Origin of the sequence: Streptomyces globisporus (assembly GCF_003501885.1) — a bacterium.
Lineage (GTDB): Bacteria > Actinomycetota > Actinomycetes > Streptomycetales > Streptomycetaceae > Streptomyces > Streptomyces globisporus_D.
Genome location: NZ_QWFA01000090.1, coordinates 1 through 25,667 on the forward strand (window position 1 = coordinate 1; position 25,667 = coordinate 25,667).

Annotated in this window: 21 protein-coding genes and 1 pseudogene; 14 read left to right on the top strand and 8 right to left on the bottom strand. The window is 73.8% G+C overall.

What is annotated here, in order from left to right; translation table 11 throughout:
* A partial coding sequence (locus tag D3105_RS34950) for a protein kinase domain-containing protein (protein ID WP_206272788.1) occupies positions 1–1,589 on the bottom strand: 1,589 nt, incomplete at its 3' end.
* A gap of 370 nt (positions 1,590–1,959) precedes the next feature.
* On the opposite strand from D3105_RS34950, the pseudogene D3105_RS17935 reads away from it, so the two are divergent.
* Positions 1,960–2,494: pseudogene (locus D3105_RS17935) on the top strand (TetR family transcriptional regulator); the annotation flags it as partial.
* Positions 2,495–2,622: 128 nt separating this feature from the next.
* Here the strand turns inward: D3105_RS17935 and D3105_RS17940 are convergent.
* Both D3105_RS17940 and D3105_RS17945 read right to left on the bottom strand, forming a co-directional pair.
* Positions 2,623–3,108, bottom strand: coding sequence for a nitroreductase/quinone reductase family protein (locus tag D3105_RS17940; protein WP_118904170.1), 486 nt, complete (start codon positions 3,106–3,108; stop codon positions 2,623–2,625).
* A complete protein-coding gene (locus D3105_RS17945; protein WP_118904171.1) occupies positions 3,105–4,319 on the bottom strand; it encodes an acyl-CoA dehydrogenase family protein in 1,215 nt (404 codons plus the stop codon). The genes D3105_RS17940 and D3105_RS17945 overlap by 4 nt, the downstream gene beginning before the upstream one ends.
* A gap of 162 nt (positions 4,320–4,481) precedes the next feature.
* On the opposite strand from D3105_RS17945, the gene D3105_RS17950 reads away from it, so the two are divergent.
* From D3105_RS17950 to pspAB, 4 genes are all read left to right on the top strand, one after another.
* Positions 4,482–5,654 (top strand): thiolase C-terminal domain-containing protein, encoded by a 1,173-nt coding sequence (locus D3105_RS17950; RefSeq protein WP_118904172.1) that lies wholly within the window; start codon positions 4,482–4,484, stop codon positions 5,652–5,654.
* A 93-nt stretch (positions 5,655–5,747) separates the two neighbouring features.
* Positions 5,748–6,434: a pyridoxine/pyridoxamine 5'-phosphate oxidase gene (locus tag D3105_RS17955; protein ID WP_118904173.1), complete on the top strand. Its 687-nt coding sequence runs from the start codon at positions 5,748–5,750 to the stop codon at positions 6,432–6,434.
* 79 nt (positions 6,435–6,513) lie between these two features.
* Positions 6,514–7,422, top strand: coding sequence for a zinc metalloprotease HtpX (htpX, locus tag D3105_RS17960; protein WP_118904174.1), 909 nt, complete (start codon positions 6,514–6,516; stop codon positions 7,420–7,422).
* A 20-nt stretch (positions 7,423–7,442) separates the two neighbouring features.
* Positions 7,443–8,027 carry a PspA-associated protein PspAB gene (gene pspAB, locus D3105_RS17965; protein ID WP_118904175.1) on the top strand — a complete coding sequence of 195 codons (585 nt, stop codon included), beginning with the start codon at positions 7,443–7,445 and terminating at the stop codon, positions 8,025–8,027.
* Here pspAB and D3105_RS35735 read toward each other — a convergent pair whose 3' ends face one another.
* Genes D3105_RS35735 through D3105_RS17985 form a run of 4 tightly spaced genes read right to left on the bottom strand, consistent with a single transcriptional unit; the run spans position 8,028 to position 13,166 of the window.
* Positions 8,028–8,738 carry a hypothetical protein gene (locus D3105_RS35735; RefSeq protein WP_118904176.1) on the bottom strand — a complete coding sequence of 237 codons (711 nt, stop codon included), beginning with the start codon at positions 8,736–8,738 and terminating at the stop codon, positions 8,028–8,030.
* Complete coding sequence (locus D3105_RS17975; protein WP_123947580.1) at positions 8,735–12,232, bottom strand: CHAT domain-containing protein; 3,498 nt, start codon at positions 12,230–12,232, stop codon at positions 8,735–8,737. Before D3105_RS17975 ends, D3105_RS35735 begins: the two co-directional genes overlap by 4 nt.
* Before the next feature lie 59 nt (positions 12,233–12,291).
* Positions 12,292–12,717, bottom strand: coding sequence for a Zn-ribbon domain-containing OB-fold protein (locus D3105_RS17980; protein WP_118904178.1), 426 nt, complete (start codon positions 12,715–12,717; stop codon positions 12,292–12,294).
* Positions 12,714–13,166, bottom strand: a complete 453-nt coding sequence (locus D3105_RS17985; RefSeq protein ID WP_118904179.1) for a DoxX family protein — start codon at positions 13,164–13,166, stop codon at positions 12,714–12,716. Before D3105_RS17985 ends, D3105_RS17980 begins: the two co-directional genes overlap by 4 nt.
* A 362-nt stretch (positions 13,167–13,528) precedes the next feature.
* Here D3105_RS17985 and D3105_RS17995 point away from each other — a divergent pair, with 362 nt between their 5' ends.
* The 4 genes from D3105_RS17995 to D3105_RS18010 all read left to right on the top strand — a co-directional run bounded on the left by D3105_RS17995 (position 13,529) and on the right by D3105_RS18010 (position 16,668).
* Positions 13,529–14,725: a flavin-containing monooxygenase gene (locus D3105_RS17995; RefSeq protein WP_118904180.1), complete on the top strand. Its 1,197-nt coding sequence runs from the start codon at positions 13,529–13,531 to the stop codon at positions 14,723–14,725.
* 60 nt (positions 14,726–14,785) lie between these two features.
* Positions 14,786–15,283 (top strand): hypothetical protein, encoded by a 498-nt coding sequence (locus D3105_RS18000; protein ID WP_118904181.1) that lies wholly within the window; start codon positions 14,786–14,788, stop codon positions 15,281–15,283.
* A complete protein-coding gene (locus tag D3105_RS18005; RefSeq protein WP_118904182.1) occupies positions 15,283–15,630 on the top strand; it encodes a VOC family protein in 348 nt (115 codons plus the stop codon). The genes D3105_RS18000 and D3105_RS18005 overlap by 1 nt, the downstream gene beginning before the upstream one ends.
* 78 nt (positions 15,631–15,708) lie before the next feature.
* Complete coding sequence (locus tag D3105_RS18010) at positions 15,709–16,668, top strand: AraC family transcriptional regulator (RefSeq protein WP_118904183.1); 960 nt, start codon at positions 15,709–15,711, stop codon at positions 16,666–16,668.
* A gap of 135 nt (positions 16,669–16,803) precedes the next feature.
* Here the strand turns inward: D3105_RS18010 and D3105_RS18015 are convergent, their stop codons facing one another.
* On the bottom strand, positions 16,804–17,682 hold the full coding sequence (locus tag D3105_RS18015; RefSeq protein WP_206272790.1) for an NAD(P)H-binding protein: 879 nt from the start codon (positions 17,680–17,682) through the stop codon (positions 16,804–16,806).
* A gap of 270 nt (positions 17,683–17,952) precedes the next feature.
* Here D3105_RS18015 and D3105_RS18020 point away from each other — a divergent pair, with 270 nt between their 5' ends.
* From D3105_RS18020 to D3105_RS18035, 5 genes are all read left to right on the top strand, one after another.
* A complete protein-coding gene (locus tag D3105_RS18020; RefSeq protein ID WP_118904185.1) occupies positions 17,953–20,181 on the top strand; it encodes an acetate--CoA ligase family protein in 2,229 nt (742 codons plus the stop codon).
* Positions 20,172–21,134, top strand: a complete 963-nt coding sequence (locus tag D3105_RS18025; protein WP_425315744.1) for an enoyl-CoA hydratase/isomerase family protein — start codon at positions 20,172–20,174, stop codon at positions 21,132–21,134. The genes D3105_RS18020 and D3105_RS18025 overlap by 10 nt, the downstream gene beginning before the upstream one ends.
* Before the next feature lie 64 nt (positions 21,135–21,198).
* Complete coding sequence (locus D3105_RS18030; RefSeq protein WP_118904186.1) at positions 21,199–21,798, top strand: flavin reductase family protein; 600 nt, start codon at positions 21,199–21,201, stop codon at positions 21,796–21,798.
* Between the two features lie 221 nt (positions 21,799–22,019).
* Positions 22,020–22,181: a hypothetical protein gene (locus D3105_RS34615; protein WP_165891037.1), complete on the top strand. Its 162-nt coding sequence runs from the start codon at positions 22,020–22,022 to the stop codon at positions 22,179–22,181.
* A partial coding sequence (locus D3105_RS18035; protein ID WP_118904187.1) for a trypsin-like peptidase domain-containing protein occupies positions 22,178–25,667 on the top strand: 3,490 nt, incomplete at its 3' end. The genes D3105_RS34615 and D3105_RS18035, both read left to right, overlap by 4 nt.

Sequence of the window (25,667 nt, forward strand, 5' to 3'; positions counted from 1 at the left end):
GGGGCGGGGCGGCCGCCCCTGCGCGCCTCGATCATCGCGGTGGCCCGGGACGGCAGCCACGCCGACGCCGTACCGCTGTCGTCGCCGCCGGAGGCGAAGAGGTGCGGGGCGAGCTGGGCCTGGAGGTCGGCGGGGCTGGGCCGCTGGGTGGCGTCCATCTGCATGCAGGACTCGATCAGCGGTCGCAGGTCGTCCGGCAGTCCTTCCAGGTCGGGGCCCTCACGCAGCAGCATGAACACCGTCTCGACCGGGTTGGCCCCGTGGAAGGGGGCATGCCCGGTGGCGGCGAAGACGAGGGTGGAGCCGAGCGAGAAGATGTCGCTGGCCCCGGTGACGCTGCGGGAGTCCCGGGCCTGTTCGGGCGACATGTACGCGGGCGTGCCGACGGCGACGTTCGTCATGGTCAGGCGGGTGTTGGAGACGCCGGACGCGATACCGAAGTCGATCACCCGGGGGCCGTCCTCGACGACGAGGACGTTGGACGGCTTGAGGTCGCGGTGGACGAGACCCGCGCCGTGGATGGACTGGAGGGCCTCGGCGATACCGGCGGCCAGCCAGCGCACGGCCTGCGTCGGCATGGGACCGCACTCGTTCACTATCTCTTCGAGCGAGGGCGCGGGCACATAGGCGGTGGCGAGCCAGGGCACGGCGGCCCGCGGGTCGGCGTCGACCACGGCGGCGGTGTAGAACCCGCTGACGGCGCGGGCGGCCTCGACCTCGCGCGTGAAGCGGACCCGGAAGAGCTGGTCCTCGGCGAGCTCGGTCCGCACCGTCTTGATCGCCACCCGCCGGCCGGACGCCGAGCGGGCGAGATAGACCAGCCCCATGCCGCCGGCCCCGAGCCGTCCCAGCACCTCGAACGGGCCGATCGGCGGCTGGGCGACCCGGCCGCCGAGCTGTACGGCGAGTTCCGCGGCGGCGTCGCAGTCGGCGACGGCGAAGTAGATGAGGAAGTAGCTCGGCATCTCGGCCGGGAACGCGTCCGTGATGACGCTGCGGCCGCCGACGGCGGTGTCCGGGCCCGGTTCGACGCCCTCGGGGGACCACATCCGGAAGTCGACCAGCGCCTCGGTGTCGTCGGAGACCTCGTGGCCCGCCTCGTCCAGGTCGGTGCCGTGGAAGCCGAAGACCTTCTCGTAGAAGGGGTCCACGCGGTCCGGCTGCCGGGTGTAGACCTCGGTCCAGCAGAAGGAGCCGGGGTCGTTCTGCTTCTCGAAGCCCGCGCGCTCCTCCGGCTGCCAGAGCCCGAAGACCGCGCCCCCGGGGTCGGCCGCCTCCGCCACGATCCCGGCGCGCCCCGCCCGTACGGGGTCGGTGATGATCTGGCCGCCGTGCTCGCGGATCGAGGCGACGGTGGCCCGGATGTCGTCGGTGGAGAAGTAGACGCCCCAGGCCGTGGGCATCCGGCCGTCCTTCTTGGCGGCGAGCGCGGCGACCAGACGGCCGTCGCTGAGCGCGTCCGCGAAGGGCATGCCGTCGCCCGCCCGGAAGGTCCAGCCGAAGAGCCCGCCGTAGAAGCGCTTGCCCGCTTCGAGGTCGGAGAGCTGCACGTCCGCCCAGCACGGCGCGGAATGCGCGAATGCGGCCATGGGACCGGGTCCTTCCGTAGCAGTGACGCCACCAGCGACGTCGGCATCGTGACGCCCGTCACAGTCAACGTAACGTCGCCTCCGGCCCCGCGCGCCCCGACGCACGGCGAACGCCGGCGGATGCACCTATAGAGAACATTTGCCCGGTTGATGAAGAGGCCGCCCAGCATGTGGACGAAAGTTGTCCACCGAAGTTATCCACAGGCTGTTGATAACATTTACCGTACGTAACACCCCCAGCTCCGCGGCCCTCGCGGGCGGCGGCCGAAAACCGCCGCTCCCCACGCCCGCGCACCCCGCCGATCCTGCGCCGTTCCCCATTTGCAGTCGGCCGAATCGCGCTCCCATCACCCCTCGGTAAGCTGACGGCATGACAGGACAAGTACGCACCGTCGACGGCCGCGTGGCCGGTCGACGCGGTCAGGCGACGCGGCAGAAGCTGCTCGACTGCCTCAGCGAGATGCTCAGCTCCTCGCCGTACCGGGACGTCAAAGTCATCGACGTCGCCCGGAAGGCCGGGACTTCACCCGCGACTTTCTACCAGTACTTCCCCGATGTGGAGGGCGCCGTCCTCGAAATCGCCGAGGAAGTCGCCAAGGAGGGTGCCGGACTGACCGAACTGGTCGCCGGACGCTCCTGGGTCGGCAAGGCCGGCTGGACCACCTCCGAGCAACTCGTCGAAGGATTCCTCGACTTCTGGCGGCACAACGACGCGATCCTCCGCGTGATCGACCTCGGCGCGGCCGAGGGGGACAAACGGTTCTACAAGATCCGGATGAAGATCCTGAACTCGGTCACCAACTCCCTCACGGATTCCGTGAAGGAGCTCCAGAGCAAGGGCAAGGTCGACAAGGACGTCAGCCCGGCGGCGATGGCGGGCTCCCTGGTGGCGATGCTGGCCCCGGCAAGAAGCCGACGAAGTAGGCCCGCCCCGCTACGTCCTGTCTCACCGACGGCGGACCACCCCACGCGCCCCTGCGGGTGGTCCGCCGTCGGCGTCCCCGGACGAGGCCCACGGTCGCCACTCCTTCGGCTACCGCCGCTCCAGCCGGAACAGCCGGATCTGCCGCTCCACCCGCCGCTGGTACGCCGCGTACGGCGGCCAGAACGCGAGCGCCGCCTCCCACACCCGGGCCCGCTCCTCGCCCTCCAGCAGGGTCGCGCGTACGGGGATGTCCCGGCCGCGCCAGTTGACGACGGCCTCGCCCCCGCGGGCCAGCAGGTTCGCGGTCCAGGCCGGGTGACCCGGACGGCCGAAGTTGCTGCCGACCAGGATCCAGGCGCCCTCCAACTCCCCCTCGGGCATGCAGGCCAGCGGGGTGGCCCTCGGCCGGCCCGTGCGCGCCCCCGGCACCGTGAGGACGAGCCCCGGCAGCATCCGGGCACTGAGCAGCACCCTGCCCCGGGTGAGCCGGTGCACGGCCCGGTCCAGCACGGGAACCACGTGCGGGGCGATCAGCGCGAAGGCCCGGGTCGAGGAGACCCGCTGGACCAGCCGCGCACCCCGGGCGCCGGTCACCGGACGCCCGCCCCGTGCGGCAAACCGGCAGCCCCGGAAGCGGTGGCGGCGGGCCCGAAGAGCCCGGCCCGGTGCGCCGCGTGGTCGCGCAGCCGGTGGACCGGGCCGAAGAGCAGTTCGTCGCCCGCCGCCCGCTTGAGGTAGCGGTGCGCCTCGTGCTCCCAGGTGAAGCCGATGCCGCCGTGCAGCTGGACGGCCTCACCGGTGGTGATCCTGGCCGCCTCCAGGGCCTGGGCGAGCGCCAGCGGCCCCGCCTCCGGGTCCCGGGCGGCGTGGTACGCGGCGGAGCGAGCCGCCTCGACCCGTACGTACAGGTCGGCGAGGCGGTGCTTGACGGCCTGGAACGAGCCGATTGCCCTGCCGAACTGTTCGCGCGCCTTCACGTACTCCACGGTGCGCTCCAGGGCGCTCGCCGCCGTCCCGACCGCTTCGGAGGCGAGGATCGCGGCGGCCGTGCGCCCGACGGCGGCGAGGGCGGCGGCCGCGTCGGCGGTGCCGTCCGCGCCGAGCGGCTCGGCGGGGGTGTCCCGCAGTTCGACGCGGGCCAGGGGGCGGGTCTCGTCGAGGGCGGTGAGCCGGGTGCGGGTCAGCCCGGCCGCACCGGCGGGGACCAGGAACAGCTGCGTACGGCTGCGGGGATAGCCCCCGGCGTGGGCGGCGACCAGGAGCAGCCCGGCGCTGTGTCCGTCCAGGACCCGGCCGGCCTCCCCGTACAGCCGCTGCTCGCCCCCCTCTCCGTGGGCCTGGACACCGCCGGCCCGGCCGCCGCCCGCCCAGGTTCCGTCGAGGTTGTCGCCGGTGAGGCCGAGGGCGGTGGCGAGCGAGCCGCCGGGGAGGGCGAGGGCGGCGGTCAGGGTCCCGTCCGCGATCCGGGGCAGCAGGGCGGACCGCTGGTCCGGGGTGCCGAGGGCGGCGATCAGGGGTGCGGCGAGGGCGGCGGTGGCGAGGAGGGGTGAGGGCAGCAGCGCCCGCCCGGTCTCCTCACAGGCGAGGGCCAGCTCGGTGGCCGTGCAGCCGGCCCCGCCGTCCTCCTCCGCGAGCGCGAGGCCCGGCAGCCCGAGATCCCCGGCGAGCCGGCGCCACAGGGCCGGGTCGTAGCCCTCGGCGGTACCCACGGCGGCGGGGATCGCGTCGGGTCCGGTGTGGCGGGCGAGCAGGTCGCGCAGGGTGCGGCGGATCTCGTGCTGTTCCGCGGTGAAGGCGGCGTCCATCTGCGGGCTCCTTCCACCCAGGGGCCGACGGCCTCTGATCTGACGAGCCGTCATATTAGGTGTGGGGGACGGTGATTCCCAGAGTCGCGCACGCACGCAGGACGAGGAAGGCGTCACGCGGGCACGGTTGCGGAGACCTTGTTCTGATGTACCGTCAGATTCATGTCCCCCTCCGGACCTCGCAAGGTCGCCGTCGTCGGCGTGGCGCTCGCGGACTGCGGCCGTGTCGACGACGCCACGCCGTACGCCCTGCACGCCCAGGCCGCCCGCCGCGCCCTCGCCGACTCCGGCCTCGACCGCTCGGCCGTCGACGGCTTCGCCTCGGCGGGGCTCGGGACCCTGGCCCCGGTCGAGGTCGCCGAGTATCTGGGGCTGCGGCCCACCTGGGTCGACTCGACGGCGGTGGGCGGCGCCACCTGGGAGGTGATGGCCGCCCACGCGGCGGACGCCATCGCCGCGGGCCGGGCCCGGGCCGTGCTCCTCGTCTACGGGTCGACGGCCCGGGCCGACATCAAGGCCGGCCGCCGCACGTCGAACCTGTCGTTCGGGGCGCGGGGGCCGGCGCAGTTCGAGGTGCCGTACGGGCACAGCCTGATCGCCAAGTACGCGATGGCCGCCCGCCGTCACATGCACGAGTACGGCACGACGCTGGAGCAGCTCGCCGAGGTGGCGGTGACGGCGCGGGCGAACGCGGCGGCGAACCCGGAGGCGATGTTCCGGGACCCGATCACCGTGGACGACGTGCTGTCGGGGCCCATGATCGCGGACCCGTTCACCAAGCTGCACTGCTGCATCCGCAGCGACGGGGGCTGCGCGGTGCTGCTGGCCGCCGAGGAGTACGTACCGGACACGGCGAAGGCGCCGGTGTGGATCCTCGGCACCGGGGAGCACACCTCGCACGCCACGATGTCCGAGTGGGAGGACTTCACGGTCTCCCCCGCCGCCGTCTCCGGCCGCCTGGCCTTCGAACGGGCCGGGGTGCGGCCGGGCGACATCGATCTGGCCGAGATCTACGACGCGTTCACGTACATGACGCTGGTGACGCTGGAGGACCTGGGTTTCTGCGCGAAGGGCGAGGGCGGCGCGTTCGTCGAGAAGGGCCGCACCGGGCTGCGCGGCGAGCTCCCGGTGAACACGGACGGCGGCGGACTGTCCGCCTGCCACCCCGGGATGCGCGGGCTGTTCCTGCTGGTGGAGGCGGTACGGCAACTGCGCGGCGAGGCGGGGCCCCGGCAGGTGCTGAGGGCCGGGGGCGGGCTGCCGGAGCTGGCGGTGGCGTCGGGGACGGGCGGCTGGTTCTGCTCGTCGGGGACGGTGGTGCTGGGGCGGCGGTGAGGGGTCCCGCCCTCGGCCCCCTCACGGCGGTGACCGCGCGGCTGCGCATCCGGACGCGCGCGGCCCGACGGCCTCGTACGGTCCAATGGCCCCATGACCGACGACACCTCCCAGCGCTCCTTCCGCGAGCTCCTGCACGCCCAGCGCGTCTGGGACACCGAGCTGCCCGCCTTCGATCCGGAGTCGGCCCCGCCCGCGCCCCTCGCCCTCTTCCACGCCTGGTTCGCCGCGGCCGTGGCGGCGGGGCAGCCCGAGCCGCACGCCATGGCGCTGGCCACGGCCGACGCCGAGGGTTTGCCCGACGTCCGGACGCTGCTCCTGCACGACGCCGACGAGCGGGGCTGGCATTTCGCCTCCCACGCCACCAGCGCCAAGGGCCACCAGCTCGCCGCCCGCCCGCACGCCGCGCTCGGCTTCTACTGGCCCGCGCAAGGCCGGCAGGTACGGGTCCGGGGCCCCGTCGTCCGCTGCACCCCGGCCGAGAGCCACGCCGACCTGCACGCCCGGTCCACCGGGGCGCTCGCCGCCGCGCTGACCGGCGCGCAGAGCGAGGTCGTCGGCTCGCCGGCGGAGCTGCACCGGACGGCTGACGGGGCCTGGGACCGGGCGGTGGCGGAGCCGGACGCGGAGGCCCCGACCTGGACCCGGTACGTGGTCGAGCCGGCCGAGGTCGAGTTCTTCCAGGGCGACGCCCGGCGCCGCCACATCCGGCTGCGCTACCGCCGGACGGAGGCGGGCGCCGCGGGCGGCGAGTGGACGCGGGAGCTGCTCTGGCCCTGACCGGTGCAGACAGCACGTTTATCCGGTTCTCGCCGTAAAGGGGCACTATGGGAGACAGCTGAGCTGTTGGGAGGCATCGATGCCACGGGCCCGTTCGCGTTACGCCCCCGACCGGGGTCTGACCGGCCGCATGGTCACCACCATGTTCCTGATCGGTCTGCTCTACGTCGTCTTCGTGGGCGTGCTCCTCGCGGCCCTGCGGGGCTCCTGGCCGATCATCCTGATCATCACGGGCGGCCTGTTCATCGCCCAGTTCTGGTTCAGCGACCGCATCGCCGCGTACGGCATGGGCGCCCGCGAGGTCACCCCCGAGCAGGCCCCCGAGCTGCACGGCGCCATCGACCGCATCTGCGCGCTGGCGGACATGCCGAAGCCGAAGGTGGCCATCGCCGACAGCGACGTGCCCAATGCGTTCGCGACCGGCCGTAGCGAGAAGACGGCCCTGGTCTGCGCGACGACGGGCCTGCTGCGGAGGCTGGAGCCGGAGGAGCTGGAGGGGGTCCTCGCCCACGAGATGTCGCATGTCGCGCACCGGGACGTGGCCGTCATGACCATCGCCTCGTTCCTGGGCGTACTGGCGGGCGTCATCACCCGGATCGCCCTGTGGGGCGGCTTCGCGCGCAGCCGCCCCGGCAACGACCCTGCAGGCATCCTGCTGCTGCTGATCCCGCTGATCAGCGCCGTCGTCTACGCGATCAGCTTCCTGCTGACCCGGCTGCTCTCCCGCTACCGCGAACTCTCCGCCGACCGGGCCGCCGCGCTGCTCACCGGCCGCCCCTCCGCGCTCGCCTCCGCCCTGACGAAGGTCAGCGGGCAGATGGCCCGCATCCCGACGGAGGACCTGCGGAAGGCGGAGCCGTACAACGCCTTCTACTTCATGCCCGCGTTCTCCGCGAAGGAGAGCATGGGCCGGCTGTTCTCCTCGCACCCGACGCTGGAACAGCGCCTGGACCAGCTGTCCCGGATCTCCACCGACCTGTCCCGCTGAGTCTTCAAGGAGTTACGCCCGTGGGCCTGCTCGACGCGATCCTCGGCCGGAGCAAACCGGTCCGCCCCGACCTCGACCAGCTCTTCGCCGTCCCCTCCGCCGCCCTCACCCTCCAGGCCGCCACGGGCTTCACCCCGACCGGCCGGGGCTCGGTCTGCTTCGCCGGGGTGGAGGGCGGTGGCTTCGCCCGGCTCCAGGAGGACGTACGGGAGTTGCTGGACGCGGACACGGAACGCGGGGGGATCCCCGTGGAGTTCAGCCGGGACACGTACGGCTACACCTGGCTGCTGGCCGCCCACCCTGCCGACGACACGGCGGGCCTGGTCAACGACCTGCACGCGGTCAACACGATGCTCCAGGACGGCGGCTTCGGCCCCCATCTGCTCTGCTCGCTCATCGGCTTCCGGAACGCGGAAGGGCGTGCGCTGGCTCTCGTCTACCTCTACAAGCGCGGCACGTTCTACCCGTTCGCCCCGCTGCCGGGCGATGCCGAGAAGCGGGACAACCAGCTGGAAGTCCAGGTACGGGCCGCCCTCGGCGACGACCTCCGGGTGGAGAAGGACCTGTCCCGGTGGTTCCCGGTGTGGGGCGCGCCGGGGCTGTGATCAGCCCGGGCCGCCCGCCGTCGGTGTCCGGGCGGCCCCGGGGCCGAGCGGGATGCCGTGGGCCGTGGGACCCAGGCGGGCCCGGTAGCGGCGGATGCCCCAGCTGCGGTGCTCCAGTTCGGCGGCGACCAGGACGTCCGCCGTGTTGACCTGGGCGGGGACCAGCTCCACCAGGGCGGCCACCGGATGGTCGCCCACCAGCGGCAGCCGGCGCAGGCTGCGGAACTCCCACTGGGGGTCCGGCTGGGACGCCCCGTGGCCGCGGACGATCCACTCCTCCCGGGCGGGGCCCGGCTCCGGCTGCTGCCGCTCCACGCCCAGGTCGACGACGCCGGTGCTGACCGTGAAGCTGAGTCCGGTGCCGGGGCCGGCAGCCGTCGGGCGGGTGCGCTCGCCGGGGTCGATGAGACGGGCGACGGGCCGCAGGGCCGGGTCGGGTGTGGAGAGGGAGACCGCCAGGGAGGCGTGCCGGAACGTGCCCGGGGCCTGCGGGGTCTCCGGGCGGAACGAGCACACCAGCAGCAGGTGGCGGTAGTCCCGGCCCGGCGTGGAACGGACGTGCGCGTGCCAGTCGGCGGGGGCGCTCCCGTGATCGGCGGGCAGCAGGTCCCAGCCGAAGGTGAGCCGGCCGCGCAGCGGTCCGTCGTCGGCCGGTGAGCCGAGTGTGCGCTCCGGTTCGAGGGCGATGTCGTGCAGCTGGATCTCGGTCATGCGGCGGCTCCCGTGCTCCGGCCCCGTAGGAAGGTGAAGGCCCCCCAGTCGCGGTACTGGGGGTACCGCGCCCGGGTGGCGGTCTGCGCCTCGCGGAACGCCCGTTCGGGGGCGTCGGCGAGGTCGGCCCGCTGGTGCAGGCGGTGGAAGAAGTACGCGGCCGGTTCGGGGCGTACGGCCCACAGGCAGCCGACGACGGCCTGCGCTCCGGCGGTGATCAGGGCGGCGGGGACGCCGCGCACGTTGTCCGCCCGGTCGAAGCGGCCCAGCGCCGATTCGCAGGCGGCGAGGGTGACCAGGCGGAGGCCGCTCAGGTCGAGTCCGAGGAAGTCGTGGGCGAAGACCCGGCCGTCGTCGTCCTCGTCCGGGGTGAGGTAGAGGCAGTGCAGCCACGGGGCGTCCTGGTCCATCGTGCCGTGGACGGCGAGGTGGACCACGTCGGCGGTGGCGAGCTCGGCGAGCAGCGCGGCCCGGGTCGCGGCCGGGCCGGTCACCGCGTCCGCTCCGACCGCCGCGGCGACGGCCCGGGCGTGCTCGTCGAGCGCGGGTTCGGCGGGCAGGCCGTAGGGCACGCCACCGGTCGCCGAGGCGATGACGGCGGTACGGCGTGGGCGCGGGTGTGCGGGGAGGCCGGTGGGGACGAGCGCTTCGAGGCCCGCGATGGTGGTGACGGTCCAGTCGTCCGCGATCGGGCGGCCGTCGACGGAGCAGAGCGCGACCGGCAGGTAGTGGAGTGCGCCGTGCGGCCAGAGCAGCAGACGGTCCTTGCCCTGGGCCCGCCACGCGGCCCACCGGTCGCCCATCACGAGCGGCAGCTCGGACCCCGTCAGCAGCCGTCGGCCCTCGGGCGTCACCTCACCGAAAAGCGGGTCGCGTTCGACCTCGGTGCGGACCGCCTCGACCAGGTCGGCGACGGGATGCCGGTCGGCGTACGCCACGGCGCTCTCCGGCCCACCGTCGTGCATCTCGCCCAACTGCACGGTGATCGCACTGCCTTCGCGGGTGACGGCGAGAAGGACGGCGGCTCCGTTCACGGCGGTCGGCAGGAACCAGGTGAGCAGCACGCTGCGCTCGTCGAGCAGTTCGCCGGTGCGCGCCCAGAGGTACTGGTCGTCCACGAAGGCCGCCGAGCGGGCGCGCAGTTCGTCGTCGATGAGGGACGAGATCCGGCGGCGCAGGTTGCGGACGAACCGGTCGTCGTCGTGGCTCTCCTCCCCCGGGTCGGTGTCGAGGACGTTCAGCAGGTTCGCCGTCGCGCCGCCGACCGCGGTGGGGCCTTCCAAGGAGCGGAGTCTGGCGAGGTAGTTGGCGATGTGCGCGGGGCGGGTGACCGGGCCGTCGATCCTCCGCCAGGCCCAGGCCTCCGGCCCCTTGCCCGCCTGGTGGAGGCCGAGCACCAGGGCCACCGGCAGTGACTCGATCCCGAGGGTCACCTGCCACAGGGCCGCGTGGACGAGGTCGCGGAGCACCTCGCCGAGCGCGGGGGCGCCGCTGGTGTCGAAGTTCGGTACGTCGACGATGATCGCGTACACGGCGTTCTTGAGGTCCGCGCCGCTGAGGTTCGGCAGGTCCTGGAGGACGGGCAGCAGGCACGCCCGGGCCAGATCCTGCTGGTTGAGCGAGGCGTAGGAGAGCGCCGCGTAGGTGGAGTGGCCCCACGGGAAGGGCACCCGGTCGGAGACCGGCTCGCCCCGCTCGACCGCCAGGCGGTACAGGTCCGCCGTCAGCAGTCTGACGCCCGCACTGTCCCCCGGTTCCGCCTGCCGCAGGAGGGCGGCGCCCAGCGCGGGCTGCCCCCGGTCGCGGGCGTGGGCGGCCGTGTGCAGGAGGGCGGCGGAGCGCTGGGCCGGGGTCCAGCCGGCCGGAAAGGACTCCGGGAGGGGGCCGGGGCCGGGGCAGTCGGTGGGGTCGTCGGGCAGCGCGTGCAGCCGGGCCTCGACGTGTCGGCGGCGCTGCGCGGGGCTCTGGGAGAGGGGAGAGCGGTCGGCCCAGTCAAGTGCCGCGCGCAGGAGCCGCCGGTCACCGCGTTCCCGGGCGAGGTGGATGCCCTGGTCCACGGTCCGGGCGGCGACGACTCCGCCGTACGCGGCGAGGAAGGCGGGCACGTCCGAGCCGAACACGTTCTCCCGGACGGTCTCGACGAAGGTGGCGGGCGCGTCGCCCGTCGACCGGAGCAGGAAGAGCACCAGATCCGGCGGAGCGGCGGCTCGTACGGCGAAGAGGGCGTCGAACGCGGCCCGCGCGGTCGCCCGGTCCACGCCGCCTTCGTCCTCCCCCTCCTCCGCGGCCACCTGGGCCAGCGCGGCCAGGATCGGGGGGCGCAGCGCACTGCCGGGACCGGCCTCGCGCTCGTCCGACTCGGCGGCCCGCACCAGCAGGCCCCGGGCCTCGCCCCGTAACCGCGCGTCGAACCGGAACGGCCACGTGCCGCCGAACCACGGCCGGTACGGCGGGGATCGGTACAGGCCCGCGACGTGCTGGGCGGCCCGCACGGTCCCTTCCTCCCCGGCGTACGTGTCGCCGCCCAGGTCCTCCGGTCCCCGGACCGCCAGCCGCAGCCGGGCGGCCGCCAGGAGCGCCGCCGCCAGGTCCGGGGAGCCGTCCGGGGGGACCTCCCGGGAGCCCTCCAACCGCTCGATCAGGCGACCGGACAGCTCCTCGGCGTCCTCGAACACCGGGCGCTCGCACCGCCCCGCGAGCACCGGCGCCGCGCTCTCGACCGTACGCAGCGCCGCCTCCCGCCAGACCGCGTCCGCCCCGCACTCCTCGGCGACCTCGGCCACCAACCGCCAGTAGAGGTAAAGGAGATCGGCTTCCCCTCCCCGGCTCCGGACCGCATCCGCGACGAGCAGTTCCAGCAGCGCCCCGGCGGACAGCCCGTGGGCCTCCCCCAGGCTCCGCCGCACCCGCTCCAGCTCACGCGCGCGCCGCTTGGCCGCGTCGAGCGTCAGGACCTGGTCCCGTACGTGGAGCACCAGCTCCAGCAGGGCGGAGACCGGGTCGAGGACGAACGTGACAGCCCGGTCGGACTCATCGGACCGGCCGGGCTCGCCGAACCGCACCCGGCCCGCACAGACCATCCCCTGCCGGGTCTCGTCGGTCAGCACCGCGACCATGTCGTCGTCCGCGGGCAGCACATGGGACACGACCAGGACGAGCGAGCCCGCCCCGGCCGCCGTCTCCAGCCAGCCCTTCGGCAGGTCCAGGTCGAGGTCGTAGGCCAACTCCAGCCCACCGGGGCCCTGTACGGAGACGACGCCTTCCTCGTCCCGGTGGACGCACCACCGTGCGTCGACGGGTTCCGCGAACGGCAGCTCGTCCAGCGACGGGAGCGCCGCCAGCCCACGCCCGTACGCCCGGGTGAACAGGCTGCCGCCCGGACCGGCGCCGGTGAACGGGCCGATCCCCGCCTGCCCCACCGCCAGTCCGGCGTGCCGGTCCCCGCCCACCTCCACCAGGAAGGCCCACCCCGTGACGTCCTCCGACAATCGCACGCCGCCCCCTAGCGCCTCTGGATCGTGGCTGCGACCAGCCTTCCACAGAAGCGCGCCGCTCAGCCCCGGGGCCGGAACACCGGTACGGCCTCTTCCCCCGCCTCCCGGAAGGTGACGGCCAGGCCCATCCCGACGCGCAGGGCCTCGTGCGCGCACTCCACGATCTCCGTCATCATCCGGGGCCCCTCGGCGAGGTCGACGACGGCCGCGACGTACGGGACGCGGGAGCCGAACGGCGGCAGGTCGTTGCGGTGGATGACGGACCAGGTGTAGAGCGTCGCCTCCCCGCTCGCGCGCTCCCAACTCACCTCGTCACTCCAGCAGTGCGGGCAGAACTCGCGCGGATAGTGGTGTGCCCGGCCACATCCGGCGCAGCGGCGGATCAGCAGCCGCCCCTCGGCCGCCGCGTCCCAGTACGGGCGGGTGAAGGCGTCCGGCTCCGGGAGGTCGAAGCGCGGGGTCGCAGCCGCTCGTTCGGCGCTCACGGGAACAGCCCCAGCGCCGCGTCCAGCGACCAGGCCTGCCAGGCCATGGCGAACAGGGCGACGAGCGAGATCAGCGCCATCATCGCGTTCTGCCCCTGCTCGGCCCAGTCGTGGATCATCAGGACCAGGTACAGGAGGTTGAGCAGGAGGCCCGCCACCAGGGCGACCGGGGTCAGGAAGCCGGTCACCAACCCCAGCCCCAGGGCCAGTTCCGCGTAGACGACGACGTACGCGATCAGCTTCGGGCGGGGCTCGACGACCCGGCGGAAGCCTGTGCGGACCACCCTCCAGCGGTGCTTGCCCGCAACGTCTGCTGCCCAGGCGATCCCCGTACCGCGCTCGAACCAGCCTTTCCTGTCCTTGTGGCGCCAGCTCTCCAGCCACCACAGGCCGAGGCCTATGCGCAGGACGGCCAGCCATTCCGCTCCGCCGAGCCAGATCGTCTGCATCGCCCCTCCACTCACAATTTTTCTGACGGCACGTCAGTTCACCGGACGGAGGCCGCCCACGCAAGAGGTCTGCACCGTCCCCAGCGCCGCCGCCCGCGCCTCAGCAGCCATGCCGGACAGACGCCACCGAGCGCGCCGGTGACCACGCCCACCGGCAGCGGTCCGGCCGTCGGCAGCGAGATCGCGGCCAGGTCGGAGGCGGAGAGCAGCAGCGCCCCCATCGCGGCGGCGGGCGGCAGCCCCGTTCCCGAAAGGTGACCGGGTGCGCACCGTCACCGCATCCCACCGCCCGTGATCAATTCGCAATCGATTTCCCTCTTGACCGAGACCCATCAACAGAGCGGACGATTACGCTCCGAACCATGCCCAACAGCACGTCCTCCGCAGCCAGTCACGACGCCGTCGCCCTCACCGACCGTACGGACGACCGGCCCGTCTACGTCATCGGCGGCGGCCCCGGCGGCCTCGCCACCGCGGCCGCGCTGCGCGCCCGGGGCGTACGGGCGGTGGTCCTGGAGAAGTCGGACCGGGTCGGGGCGTCCTGGCGCGGCCACTACGACCGGCTGCACCTGCACACCACCCGCCGCTGGTCGGCGCTGCCGGGGCTGAAGATGCCGCGGACGTTCGGGCGTTGGGTGGGCCGGGACGACGTGGTGCGGTACCTGGAGAAGTACACCGAGCACCATGAGCTGGAGGTGGTGACGGGCGTCGAGGTGACCCGGGTCGACCCGGCCCCCGACGGCTCCGGCGACTGGCAGCTCACCGCGACGGGCGGGCGGGTTCTGCGGGGCCGCGCGGTCGTCGTCGCGACCGGCTTCAACCACACCCCGCGCATACCGGACTGGCCGGGCCGCGACACGTACACGGGCGAGCTGCTGCACGCGGCGGCGTACCGGAACCCGGCCCCGTACGCGGAGAAGGACGTCCTGGTCGTCGGCATCGGCAACACGGGTGCGGAGATCGCGGCGGACCTGGCCGAGGGCGGGGCGTCCGCCGTGCGCATCGCGGTCCGCACGGCCCCGCACATCGTCCGCCGCTCCACCGCCGGCTGGCCGGCCCAGGCCACGGGCATCCTGGTCCGCCGCCTGCCGGTGCGGTTCGTCGACCGCGCCGGGGGCGTGATGGCGAAGATCGCCGTGCCCGACCTGACCGACCGGGGCCTGCCGCGCCCCGCCACCGGTCTCTACTCCCGGGTCCGCGAGGGGGCGATCCCGGTCCAGGACGTGGGGCTCATCGACGCGGTGAAGTCGGGCCGGGTGACCCCCGTGGCGACGGTCGCCTCCTTCGACAAGGACACGGTGGTCCTGGCCGACGGCACCCGGATCACCCCGGACGCCGTCATCGCCGCCACCGGCTACCACCGCGCCCTGGAGCCGCTGCTCGGCCACCTGGACGTACTGGACGGCCGGGGCCGCCCGGTGACCCACGGCGGCCGGTCCCCGAAGGGCGCCCCCGGGCTCTACTTCACCGGCTTCACCAACCCGATCAGCGGGATGCTGCGCGAAATGGCCCTGGACGCGGAGAAGATCGCCAAGAGGGTGGCGCGGTCGCCGCGTTGATGACCGGCAGGACGGGCTGAACGGTCGGGACGGCCGGGACAGCCCTTAGGGTCCGGACCCATGAGCGACATCCATGAGCTGACCGTGACGGTCGACCTGCGCGACGGGCTGTCGGAGCAGCACCTGGCCGAGCTGCACTGGCACCTGGGGCTCGGCCCGCAGCCCGGACGCCTCACCGTCGTGACGGACTTCCCGTGCGTGGTGGTCGACGACGACGGGGTCCCGCGGATCGAGAACAAGCCCCGCCCGCTGCTGGCCGGCAGCGGACCGGCGTGGCGGACGACGGGCGCGCTCTGCTCGGCCCTGGTCGCCCGCGACGGCCTCCCCGGCGGCGGCTGGGCGCTCACCTCCCGCACCGAGATCCACCCGGACGAGGCGGAGGAGGTCGGGGCGCTGCTCCGCTGGCTCGCCGAGCACGTGCACGACACCCTGCGGCGGGAGGACGGCACGGTCCGGCTGGGGCACTACCGTGCCTGCGAGGACCCGGTGCCGAGCGCTCTCGAAGTCCGCGACGGCCGCGTCAACCTGACAGAAGTCCTTTCTCCGAGGAGCCGATGATGACCGTTCGCCGTGTCGTACCCAACCTCCGGACGGAGGCGGTCGAGGAGAACCGCGACTTCTACGGCCTGCTCGGCTTCGAGGAGGTCATGAACCTCGGCTGGATCACGACCGTCGCCTCGCCGTCCGGCCCGCAGGAGCAGGTCAGTTTCCTGACCCACGACCTGACCGGCCCGGTCGTCCCCGACCTGAGCGTGGAGGTGGACGACGTGGACGCGGTGTACGCCGTCGTACGGGAGAGCGGCGCGGAGATCGTCCACCCGCTCCAGGACGAGGAGTGGGGCGTACGGAGGTTCTTCGTCCGGGACCCCGACGGCCGGGTGGTCAATGTGCTGAGTCACCGCTGAGGGGCCTGGCCCTGCCGATACCGGCCCCGCCGACAGGTGCCCGTCCGGAACGGGCCGCCTCTGCCTAGGCTGGGCGTCATGGACGTGTTCGACGAGCTGTTGCGGGGCGTGCGGGGCCGGGGGGCGGTGTTCGGCCGTTCGGTGCTGTGCGCACCCTGGTCGCTGCGGTTCACCGACGGGGCGTATCTGACCCTGTGCCTGCCGCTCCGGGGCGCGGGGTGGATCGTGCCGGAGGGCGGTGAGCCGCTGCGGGTGGAGGTCGGCGAGGCCGCGATCGTGCGGGGTCCGGCCCCGTTCGTCTTCACGGACGACCCGGCGGACGGTACGGGGCCGGGGCGGGCCGGCGGCGTACGGGAGGTGCGCTGGGACCAGGCACGGGACAGCGGCGCCGCATCGGGCGGTGTCCCCGAATTCGACTGCGCCACCGTGCTGCTGGCCGCCGCCTACGACGTACAGGAGCAGCTTCCCCAGCGGCTCCTGCGGGCGCTGCCCCCGGCCCTCGTGGTGCCCGACGAGGAGGATTGCGCGCCGCTGCGCGACTACCTGGAGGCGCAGCTCGGCCGGGGCCGGCCGGGCGACCAGATCGTGCTGGACCGGCTGCTGGACTGGATGCTGGTGTGCACGCTGCGGGACTGGTTCGACCGGCCCGAGGCGAGCCCGCCGGGGTGGTACGGGGCGCTCGGCGACGAGGTCGCGGGCCCGGCCCTGCGGGCGATGCACGAGGACCCGGCGCACCCCTGGACGACGGCGGAGCTGGCGAGCCTGGCGGGGGTGTCGCGGACGACCCTGGCGAAGCGGTTCACCGAGCTCGTCGGGGACGGCCCGGTGGCGTATCTGACCGAGTGGCGGATGACGCTCGCCGCCGACCTGCTGACCCACCCCGAGCTGACCGTGGCGGCCGTGGCCCGCCGGGTCGGCTACGCGGACGCGTTCGGGTTCAGCGCGGCGTTCAAGCGGGTGCGCGGCGAGAGCCCGAGCGCGTTCCGGCGGGAGGCCCTGGCGTCCGGGCCGGTGGACGCGGCGGCGCCGGCGGGGTGAGCCGGCGGCCGAGCGCGGGGGCGGGCCGGGGCCCCTTCCGGGGGACCTCTTCCGAAGAAGGCCCGGCCCGGGGGCTCGGCCCGAAGGCCGGGCCACTCCGGAGCGAGCCCGACCTCCGAGCCCCGGCCCCGGGCGTCAGCCCCAGACCCCCTGCGCCGCCGCGTCCCGGACGAAGTCGGCGAAGTCGCGCGGCTCCCGTCCGAGTGCCCGGCGTACGCCGTCCAGGACGGGTGCCTCCCGGCTCGTGGTGATCGGGTCCAGCGCGTCGGTCCAGAGGTCGGCTTCCCAGTCGGTGAAGCCCTGGGCGGTGAGCCCGGCCCGGAAGGCGGAGGCGTCGACGGGGACGTACGCGGCGCGCTTCCCGGTCTCCTTCGCGATCTCGTCCAGGACGTCGGCGATACCGAGCGCGCGCGGGCCCGAGAGCCCGTACTCCTCGCCCGCGTGACGGTCCTCGGTGAGCGCGGCGACGGCCACGTCCGCGATGTCGTCGGCGTCGATGAACGCGGCCTTCCCGTCCCCGGTGGGCAGGGCCAGTTCCCCGTCGCGTACGCCGTCGAGGAAGACGCCCTCGCTGAAGTTCTGGGAGAACCAGCCGGGCCGCAGGATCGTCCAGGTCACCCCCGAGGCGCGGACGGCCCGCTCCCCCTCGCCGTGCGGTCCGCCGTCCTCGTAGGCGGGGCCGAAGTAACCGGGCACGTCCGTCCCCCGGGCCGAGAGCAGCACCAGCCGCCGCACCCCGCTCGCGACGGCCTGCTCGACGAAGGCGGGGGTCGGGGAGGGCGAGGCGTCGAGCGGGGTGATGTAGACGGCGGTGACGCCGTCCAGGGCGGCCTGCCAGGTGGTGGGGTCCGCCCAGTCGAACGGGGTCTCCCCGGACCGCGAGGCCGCCCGGGTCTCCACCCCCAGCTCACGGAGGCGGGCCACCACCCGGCGGCCGGTCTTGCCGGTGCCGCCGGTCACGAGTACGGGTCCCTGCACGGAGGTCGCTGCTGCGGTCGCGTCTGTCTGAGTCATGGCACCAGCCTCACGCGGCGGGGCGGTCCCCGCCCATGGCTCAGCGTCCGGGAGGGATGTCCGAGCGTCCGGCACCGGCCGCCGGGCGCGGAGAGCGAGGCGCCACCGCCACCGACCCTGCGCCACGGGTTCGCCCTGCGTGACCGTGCGAGCCTTTGCCTGCACGCCCATTCCTGACGAAGCGTCAGTTCAGTAACCTGACAGGGCGTCAGTTAATTGGCCGGCCCCGCCCGTTCCCCGGCGGGCCATCGAGCAGGAGTGGGCGGAACGATGCTTGGATCGACTCACGGCACCCTCACCACCGACTTCCGTGCCCGGGTGGTGGCCTGCGGCGAGGAGCCGCACGCCGCCGTCGTCAGCCTGCCCACCGCCACACGGCAGGGCGGCCTCGACGTCAGCGGGCGTCCGCTGCACCTGGCCGTGCCCGACCTGGACCGCTTCTTCCGGCCCCGCTCGGTGGCCGTCGTCGGCGCATCGGACGCCGAGGGCCGCCCCAACACCGGCATCACCCGGCAGCTGATCGCCTGGGCCGAACGGGTCGGGGCCCGGCTGCACCCGGTGCACCCGACCCGGACCGCCGTGTTCGGCCGGGAGTGCGTGCCCTCGGTCGCCGAGCTGCCCGAACCGGTCGACCTCGCGGTCCTGCTGGTCGCGGACCCGCTCCCGGTGATCGAGGAGCTGGGCGAGGCCAAGGTGCCGTTCGCCGTGGCCTTCGCCTCCGGGTTCGCCGAGACCGGGGAGGCGGGCGCCGCCGCCCAGGCCCGGCTGGCGGCGGCCGTGGAACGGTCCGGGCTGCGGCTGCTCGGGCCGAACACCAACCTGAACGCCTTCGAGCGGTTCCGGGACGACCTGGAGGGCCCCGCCATCGCCCTGATCACCCAGTCCGGGCACCAGGGCCGCCCGCTCCACGCCCTCCAGGAGCTGGGGATCCGGCTCTCGCACTGGGCCCCCACGGGCAACGAGGCCGATCTGGAGACCGCCGACTTCCTGGCGTACTTCGCCCAGCTCCCCGAGGTCGGGGCGGTCGCCTGTTACGTCGAGGGGCTCAAGGACGGCCGCTCCTTCCTGCTCGCCGCCGACCGGGCCGCCCGCGCGAAGGTCCCGGTCGTCGCCGTGAAGGTGGGCCGTACCGAGGCCGGGACCGAGGCCGCCGCCTCGCACACCGGGAAGCTGACCGGGGCGGACCAGGTGGTGGACGCGGCGATGCGGCAGTTCGGGGTGGTCCGGGTGGACGGCCTGGACGAACTCCAGGACACCGCAGCCCTGTTGGCCCGGGCCCGTCCGCCCAAGGCCGAGGGGGTGGCCGTCTGCTCCATCTCCGGCGGCACCGGCGCGCACTTCGCGGACCTCGCGACGGCGGCGGGGCTCACGCTGCCCGCCCTGTCACCGGAGAAGCAGGCCGAACTGCACACCTGGATACCGGAGTACCTGAACGTCGCCAACCCGATCGACAACGGCGGTCACCCGGTCGGCGACTGGCGCGGCCGGAAGATCATCGACGCGATCCTCGCCGACCCGTCGGTCGGGGTGCTGATCTGTCCGATCACCGGCCCGTTCCCGCCGATGAGCGACCGGCTCGCCCAGGACCTGGCGGACGCTGCGGAGGCCACCGACAAGCTGGTCTGCGTTGTCTGGGGCTCCCCCGTCGGCACCGAGGACGCCTACCGCACGACCCTGCTGGGCTCCTCGCGCCTCGCCACCTTCCGTACGGCACGCAACTGCGTCACCGCCGTGAAGGCCTACCTGGACCACCACCGCTTCACCGACCGCTACCGCTCCCCCTTCGAGGACGCCCCGCGCACCCCGTCGCCCTCCTTCCGCAAGGCGCAAGGCCTGCTTCGGCCGGGCCAGCAGCTCAGCGAGCACGCCGCGAAGCAGCTGCTGCGGGCGTACGGGATCCGGGTGCCGCGCGAGCAGCTGGTGACCAGCGCGGCCGGTGCCGTACGGGCCGCCGGGCCGGTCGGCTACCCGGTGGTGATGAAGGCGTCCGGGCCACGGCTGGCCCACAAGACGGAGCTGGGTCTGGTGAAGGTCGGCCTCACCTCGGCCAGCCAGGTCCGGGACGCCTACCGCGAGCTGACCGACATCGCCCGGTACGAATCGGTGGACCTGGACGGCATCCTGGTCTGCCAGATGATCGACCGGGGCGTCGAGATGATGGTCGGGGTCACCCACGACGCCCTCTTCGGCCCGACGGTCACGGTGGGGCTCGGCGGGGTCCTGGTGGAGGTGCTGCACGACGCGGCGGTCCGGGTACCGCCGTTCGGGGAGCGGGACGCCCGGGACATGCTCGGCGAACTGCGCGGCCGGGCGCTGCTGGAGGGGGTGCGCGGCGGGGCCCCGGTCGATGTGGACGCCCTGGTGGAGGTGGTGCTGCGGGTCCAGCGCATGGCCCTGGAGCTGGGCGACGACCTGACCGAGCTGGACATCAACCCGCTGGTGGTGCTGGGCCGGGGCCAGGGCGCGGTGGCCCTGGACGCGCTGGCGGTGTGCCGGTGAGCGGGGAGGCGGGTGCCGGGCCGGACGAGCACGCGCGTACGGGCGCACCGGACGCCGGACCGGAGGCGGCGGGCCCGGGCGGCCTCGGCCCCGCGGCCACGACCGGCATCGACGTACGCGTGGAGGACGGGCGTCCCGGCCCGACGGTGGCCCCCGCCCCCGCAGCGGCCACCGTGCTGCACGCCCTCGACGGCGGCGTCTCATGGATCACCCTCAACCGGCCCGAGGCCATGAACGCCGTGACCTGGGACCAGCGGGAGCGGGTCATCGCCCTGCTGGCCGAGGCCTCCGCCGACCCCGCCGTCAGGGCCGTCGTGCTCACCGCCGCCGGCCGGGGCTTCTGCGCGGGGGCCGATCTGCGCGGCACTCCGGCCCCGGCCCGCGAACGGGTCCCCGGGGACGTCGCCCGGACGATCCGGCTGGGCGCGCAGCGGCTGATCGCGGCCGTCCTGGACTGCGAGAAGCCGGTGATCGCCGCCGTCAACGGCACGGCGGCCGGGATCGGCGCGCATCTGGCGCTCGCCTGCGACCTGGTCCTGGCGGCCGACACGGCGACGTTCATCGAGGTCTTCGTACGCCGGGGACTCGTCCCGGACGGCGGCGGCGCGTATCTGCTGCCCCGGCTGGTGGGCCCGCAGCGGGCGAAGGAGCTGATGTTCTTCGGCGACGCCCTCACCGCGGCGGACGCGGAGCGGCTGGGCCTGGTCAACCGTGCGGTCCCGGCCGGGGAGTTGGAGGCCCTGGCCAAGGAGTGGGCGGGCCGGCTGGCGGCGGGGCCCACCCGGGCCGTCGCCCTGACCAAGCAGCTGGTGAACGCCTCGCTGGACGGCGACCGGGCCACGGCGTTCGCAGCCGAGGCGGCGGCCCAGGAGATCAACATGACCACACGGGACGCCAACGAGGGTGTGGCGTCCTTCGTCGAGCGCCGATCGCCGAAGTACGAGGGCCGCTGAACCCCGTGACTTCACATCTGACGACCTGTCAGTTTTAATGGAGTGCGTGATGGGACACGCAGGCATGGCCGCCACCGCCGTCCGGTACCTCAGGTCCGTCGGCGCCGCCACGAAAGCCGCACCGGACACACTGCCGGAGGTGCTGCCCCGCCCGGATCTGCGGGCGGTCCGGGACGACGAGCGACTGCCGATCGCACCGGCCGAGTTCCGGCGCGTGCTGGGCCACTTCGCCAGCGGCGTCACCGTGGTCACCGCCCGCGACGCGGACGGCCCGACGGGCTTCGCCTGCCAGTCCTTCGCCTCGCTCTCGCTGGACCCGCCGCTGGTGTCCTTCATGGTCGCCCGTACGTCGACGACCTGGCCGCGGATCGCCCGCGCCGGGGTGTTCTGCGTGAACATCCTCGGGGCCGAGCAGGGCGCGCTGTGCCGGGGGTTCGCGGTGAGCGGGGCGGACAAGTTCGCGGGCGTGGCGTACGGGGAAGCCCCGGCGACCGGGTCACCGCAGCTGGACGCCGTGCCCGCCTGGATCGACTGCCGCATCCACGCCGTCCACACCGGCGGCGACCACCTCATCGTGGTGGGCCGGGTGGAGGCGCTGGGCGCGGCGGAGGACGGCGAGCCGCTGCTGTTCCACCGGGGGGCGTTCGGGCGGCTCAGCCGCTGAGCCCGCCCGGGCCGGCTGGAGGGCCCGGAGAAGCTTGTCGCGCTGCGGCCCGAACCGCGCAAGCGGTCCGCCGGGTGCCGGGCCGGGGGGGGAAGCCGTCCCCACGGCACCGGAGCATCACATCCGGAGTGGGTAACGCCTGCGCGGTGCCGGGTAGACCCGGATGCAGAGGCCGTGTGACAGCGGCGCCGGCGCCGTGCTGGTGCGGACGAAGAGGATGCGTGACCTATGTCGTGGAACTGCCGGTCAGTGGGGCCGACGGGCGGACGGAAGTGATAAGGGTGCGGGTCGCGGTCGACGGACCCAACGAGATCAGCGTCGAGCCCGGCCTGAGCCCGACGGCCGATCCGGACGGCGGCCCGGCCGGCGGGGCGGCGGCGTGACGGCGTCGGGCGCACGCACCGAGGCCCTCGAAGCGGCGGTGCTTCAGGTCCGCAACCAGCGGGGCGAGCCGGTCGGGCTGGGGTTCCTGGTCACCCATGAGCTGGCCCTGACCTGCGCCCATGTCGTCAACATAGCCCTTGGCACGGACCACGGCACCGAGCCCGCAGCCGACGCCCGGATCGAGGTCACGCTCCCGCTGTTGCGGGCCCCGGCCACCGGCGGGCCGGACAGCGCGCCGCCGATCACGGCGACCGTCGAGCACTGGGTCCCGCCCCAGCCGTCCGGCGCCGGAGACGTGGCCGTGCTGCGCCTGGAGACCGTGGTGCGGGGCAGCCGGCCCATCCGGCTGGTGGATGAACCGGACGTGTGGAAGCACTCCGCGCGGGTCTTCGGGTTCCCGGCGGGACGCCCCGGGGGCGTGTGGCACGCGGCCCTGCTCCGCGCGCGTCAGGCGCACGGATGGGTTCAGGCCGACCTGGCCGAGGGCGGTTACCGGGTGTCCGGCGGCTTCAGCGGCAGCCCGGTGTGGGACGACGAACTCAGAGGCGTCGTCGGCATGATGGTGGTGGCGGAGAAGGGCGAACCCCCGGCGAGCTATCTGATCCCGACGGCCGGTCTGCTGGATGCCTGGCCCGATCTGCGGCCCCTGGTGCTGCCGCCGTCGCCGTTCCGGCCGCTGGCGGCGTTCCAGGAGAGCGACGCCGCCCTCTTCCACGGCCGCGGGGCGGAGTCCGAGTGGGTCGCCGGCATGGTCGCCCGGGAACGCTGGACCGCGATCGTGGGCCCCTCCGGCTCGGGCAAGTCTTCCCTGGCCCGCGCCGGAGTCGTGCCGAGACTTCGCCCGGACGGCACGTCGGTGATCGTGCTGCGCCCCTCGGCGGGCAGCAGCCCCGTCGCCCGACTGGCCCAGAAACTGCTGGCGTTGCTGGAGCCCGGCCTGTCCGGGACCGAGCGGCTGGACCGCGCCCCGGCGCTCGGCCGGGCGCTGACCGGTGAGCGAGCACTGGCCGACGTCGTCCCCCTGCTGCTCGACCGGCAGGGGACGCGCCGACTGCTCATCGTGATCGACCAGTTCGAGGAACTGCTCGCGCGCAATGCGACAGCCGTCGACGAGCTGGCTGCTGTGCTGTTCGACGAGGATCTGCCGGACACGGTCCGGATCCTGACCACGCTCCGGGCCGATTTCCTCGGCATGGTTCTCGACCACCCGGGGCTGGGCCATGCCTTCGACAAGCAGCGGGCCTACGCCCTCGGCCCGATGAGCACCGGCCGGCTGCGCGACATCGTCACCCTTCCGGTGGAGGCCGTCCCCGGCGTCCACTACGAGCCCCACCTCGTGGACCGCATACTCGCCGACACCGGTGCCGAACCCGGCGCGTTGCCCCTGCTCGGCTTCGCCCTCGACCAGCTCTGGCGGGAGCAGCAGGAGGCACACGGGGCGCTCACCCACGAGGCGTACGAGAACATCGGCGGCGTCGCCGGCGCCCTGCACGACCACCTCGTCCAAGTCTGGGACACCCATGTCCCGGAGGCCGACGAGACGGCGGCGCGACGGCTGTTCACCCAGCTCATCCGGGTGCCCCTAGATGCGGGAGGCGTCACCCGGCGCGTCGTCACCCGTACCGAACTCGGCGCCGGGGAGTGGCGCGTCGCGCAGCGCCTCGCCGTCGCCCGCCTCCTCGTCACCGGCCGGGACGCAGGAGGGACCGAAACGGTCGAACTGGCCCACGAGGCGCTCATCTCCAGCTGGGACAAGCTGGCGGACTGGGCCGCGGAGGACCGTTCCTTCCTGGTCTGGCGTGAGTCCCTGCGCCACGACATGCGCCGCTGGACCACTGCCGGACGGTCGCCCGACCTGCTCCCGGGTGTCGACGCCCTGGCGGCAGCCAAGCCGTGGGTGGACAGCCGAGGTGGAGAAATCGCCGCTTCCGAGCACGAGTTCCTCGTGCTCGGAAGCGCCCATCACCGGTCGCGGAGCCGCAGGCGGCGGGCTCTCAGGTCCGGTTTCGGCATCCTCGTCGTCCTCGCGGTGCTGTTCGGGGGGATGTTCGTGTACACCCGAGAGCAGAGCGAGGAACGCCAGGCGCTCGCCGACTCGCGGTCCCTGACCCAGTTCTCCCAGGACCAGGCGGAGTTCGACCCCGCGCTGTCGGTGAAGCTGGCACTCGCGGCGTACGAAACCGCACCCACCCAGGAGGCGCGCAGCCAGTTGCTGCGGCAGCACCTCGGACTCTCGGGATCGACCCGCGTGCTCTCGGGTCTGCTCGGTACGGTCCGGCAGTTCCGGACGAGCCGGGACGGAGACGTCGTCTTCGCCCGCTCGGCCCTGGGCCGCGCGACGCTGTTCGTGAACTCCCTCACCGACGGCATGCGCGTCGAGCACTTCTCCCGCAAGGCGGTGTCCATGGTGATGGTCTCGGCCGACGGCAGCCGCGCCGCTTTCATCGGTGACGACGGGTCGGCCGGCTGGTTCGAGGTGCGGCCGGACGCCGACCGGATCATCGGCCCGGTTCATGAACTACCCCCGGCGAAGGACCTGCTGTATTACCCCTATGCGCCCGGCAGCGGGTTCGCGATGTCCCTGGACGGACGGATGATCGCCGCCCGGACCAAGGACGAGCTGGTGTGGTGGGACCTGGACCGTGACACCGCCGGGGCCCGGGTGCCCCTGCCGGCGGAGGCGGGCGAGAAGCTGTGGATCGGCCCCGACGGCCGGACCCTGCTGGTGGAGACCTCCGCCTACGACGGGAACCGGACGGACGCCGGACTGATCGAGATCGACCGGGCCACCGGGAAGGCGCGGACCGTCGCCCGCGCCGCCGACCAGATCCTTGTCTCGGGAGACCGGAAGGCTGCGGCGAGCTGCCGCAACGGCGATGCGGGCATGACGATCACCCTTCGGCGGATCTCGGACGGAGCCCAGCTGGGCCGGTACGCCCACGGCGACCACGCCACCTGCACGATGCGGAGCATAGACCTGGCCGGACGCCGCATCGCCACGGCCGACAACACGAGCCTTTCCCTGGTCGACCTGTCCCGGTCCGAGCTGGTCAGCCAGTCCGCGCAGCTCGACGGCGTCACGGAATCATCGGAGGACCTGGTGTCCGACCGGGGCAGGATTCTCGTGGCCGGAAGCAGCGACTCGTTGATCAACTATGTCGAACTGCCCACCGAGCCGAACGTGCTGGAGGTGAGCGAGCAGAAACTCAGCGCGGACGGCAAGAAGCAGATCAGCCTCGTGGACGAGGGCGCGAGCCTGCAGGTCCACTCCGTGACAGCCGAGGCTGTCGATCCGCCGCTGGCCGAGGTGAAGCGCCCACGACCGTACTGGTACCCCAAGGACGGCTACCAGCTCGTGCTCGACGCGGAACGTACCCTGCTGGCCGACTGGGTCGCGAAGGACACCATCGTCATCCGGAGTACGTCCACCTTGAGGGAGAAGGCCGCCCGCATCACCGTTCCCGCACCACCCTCCCCCACCGGCC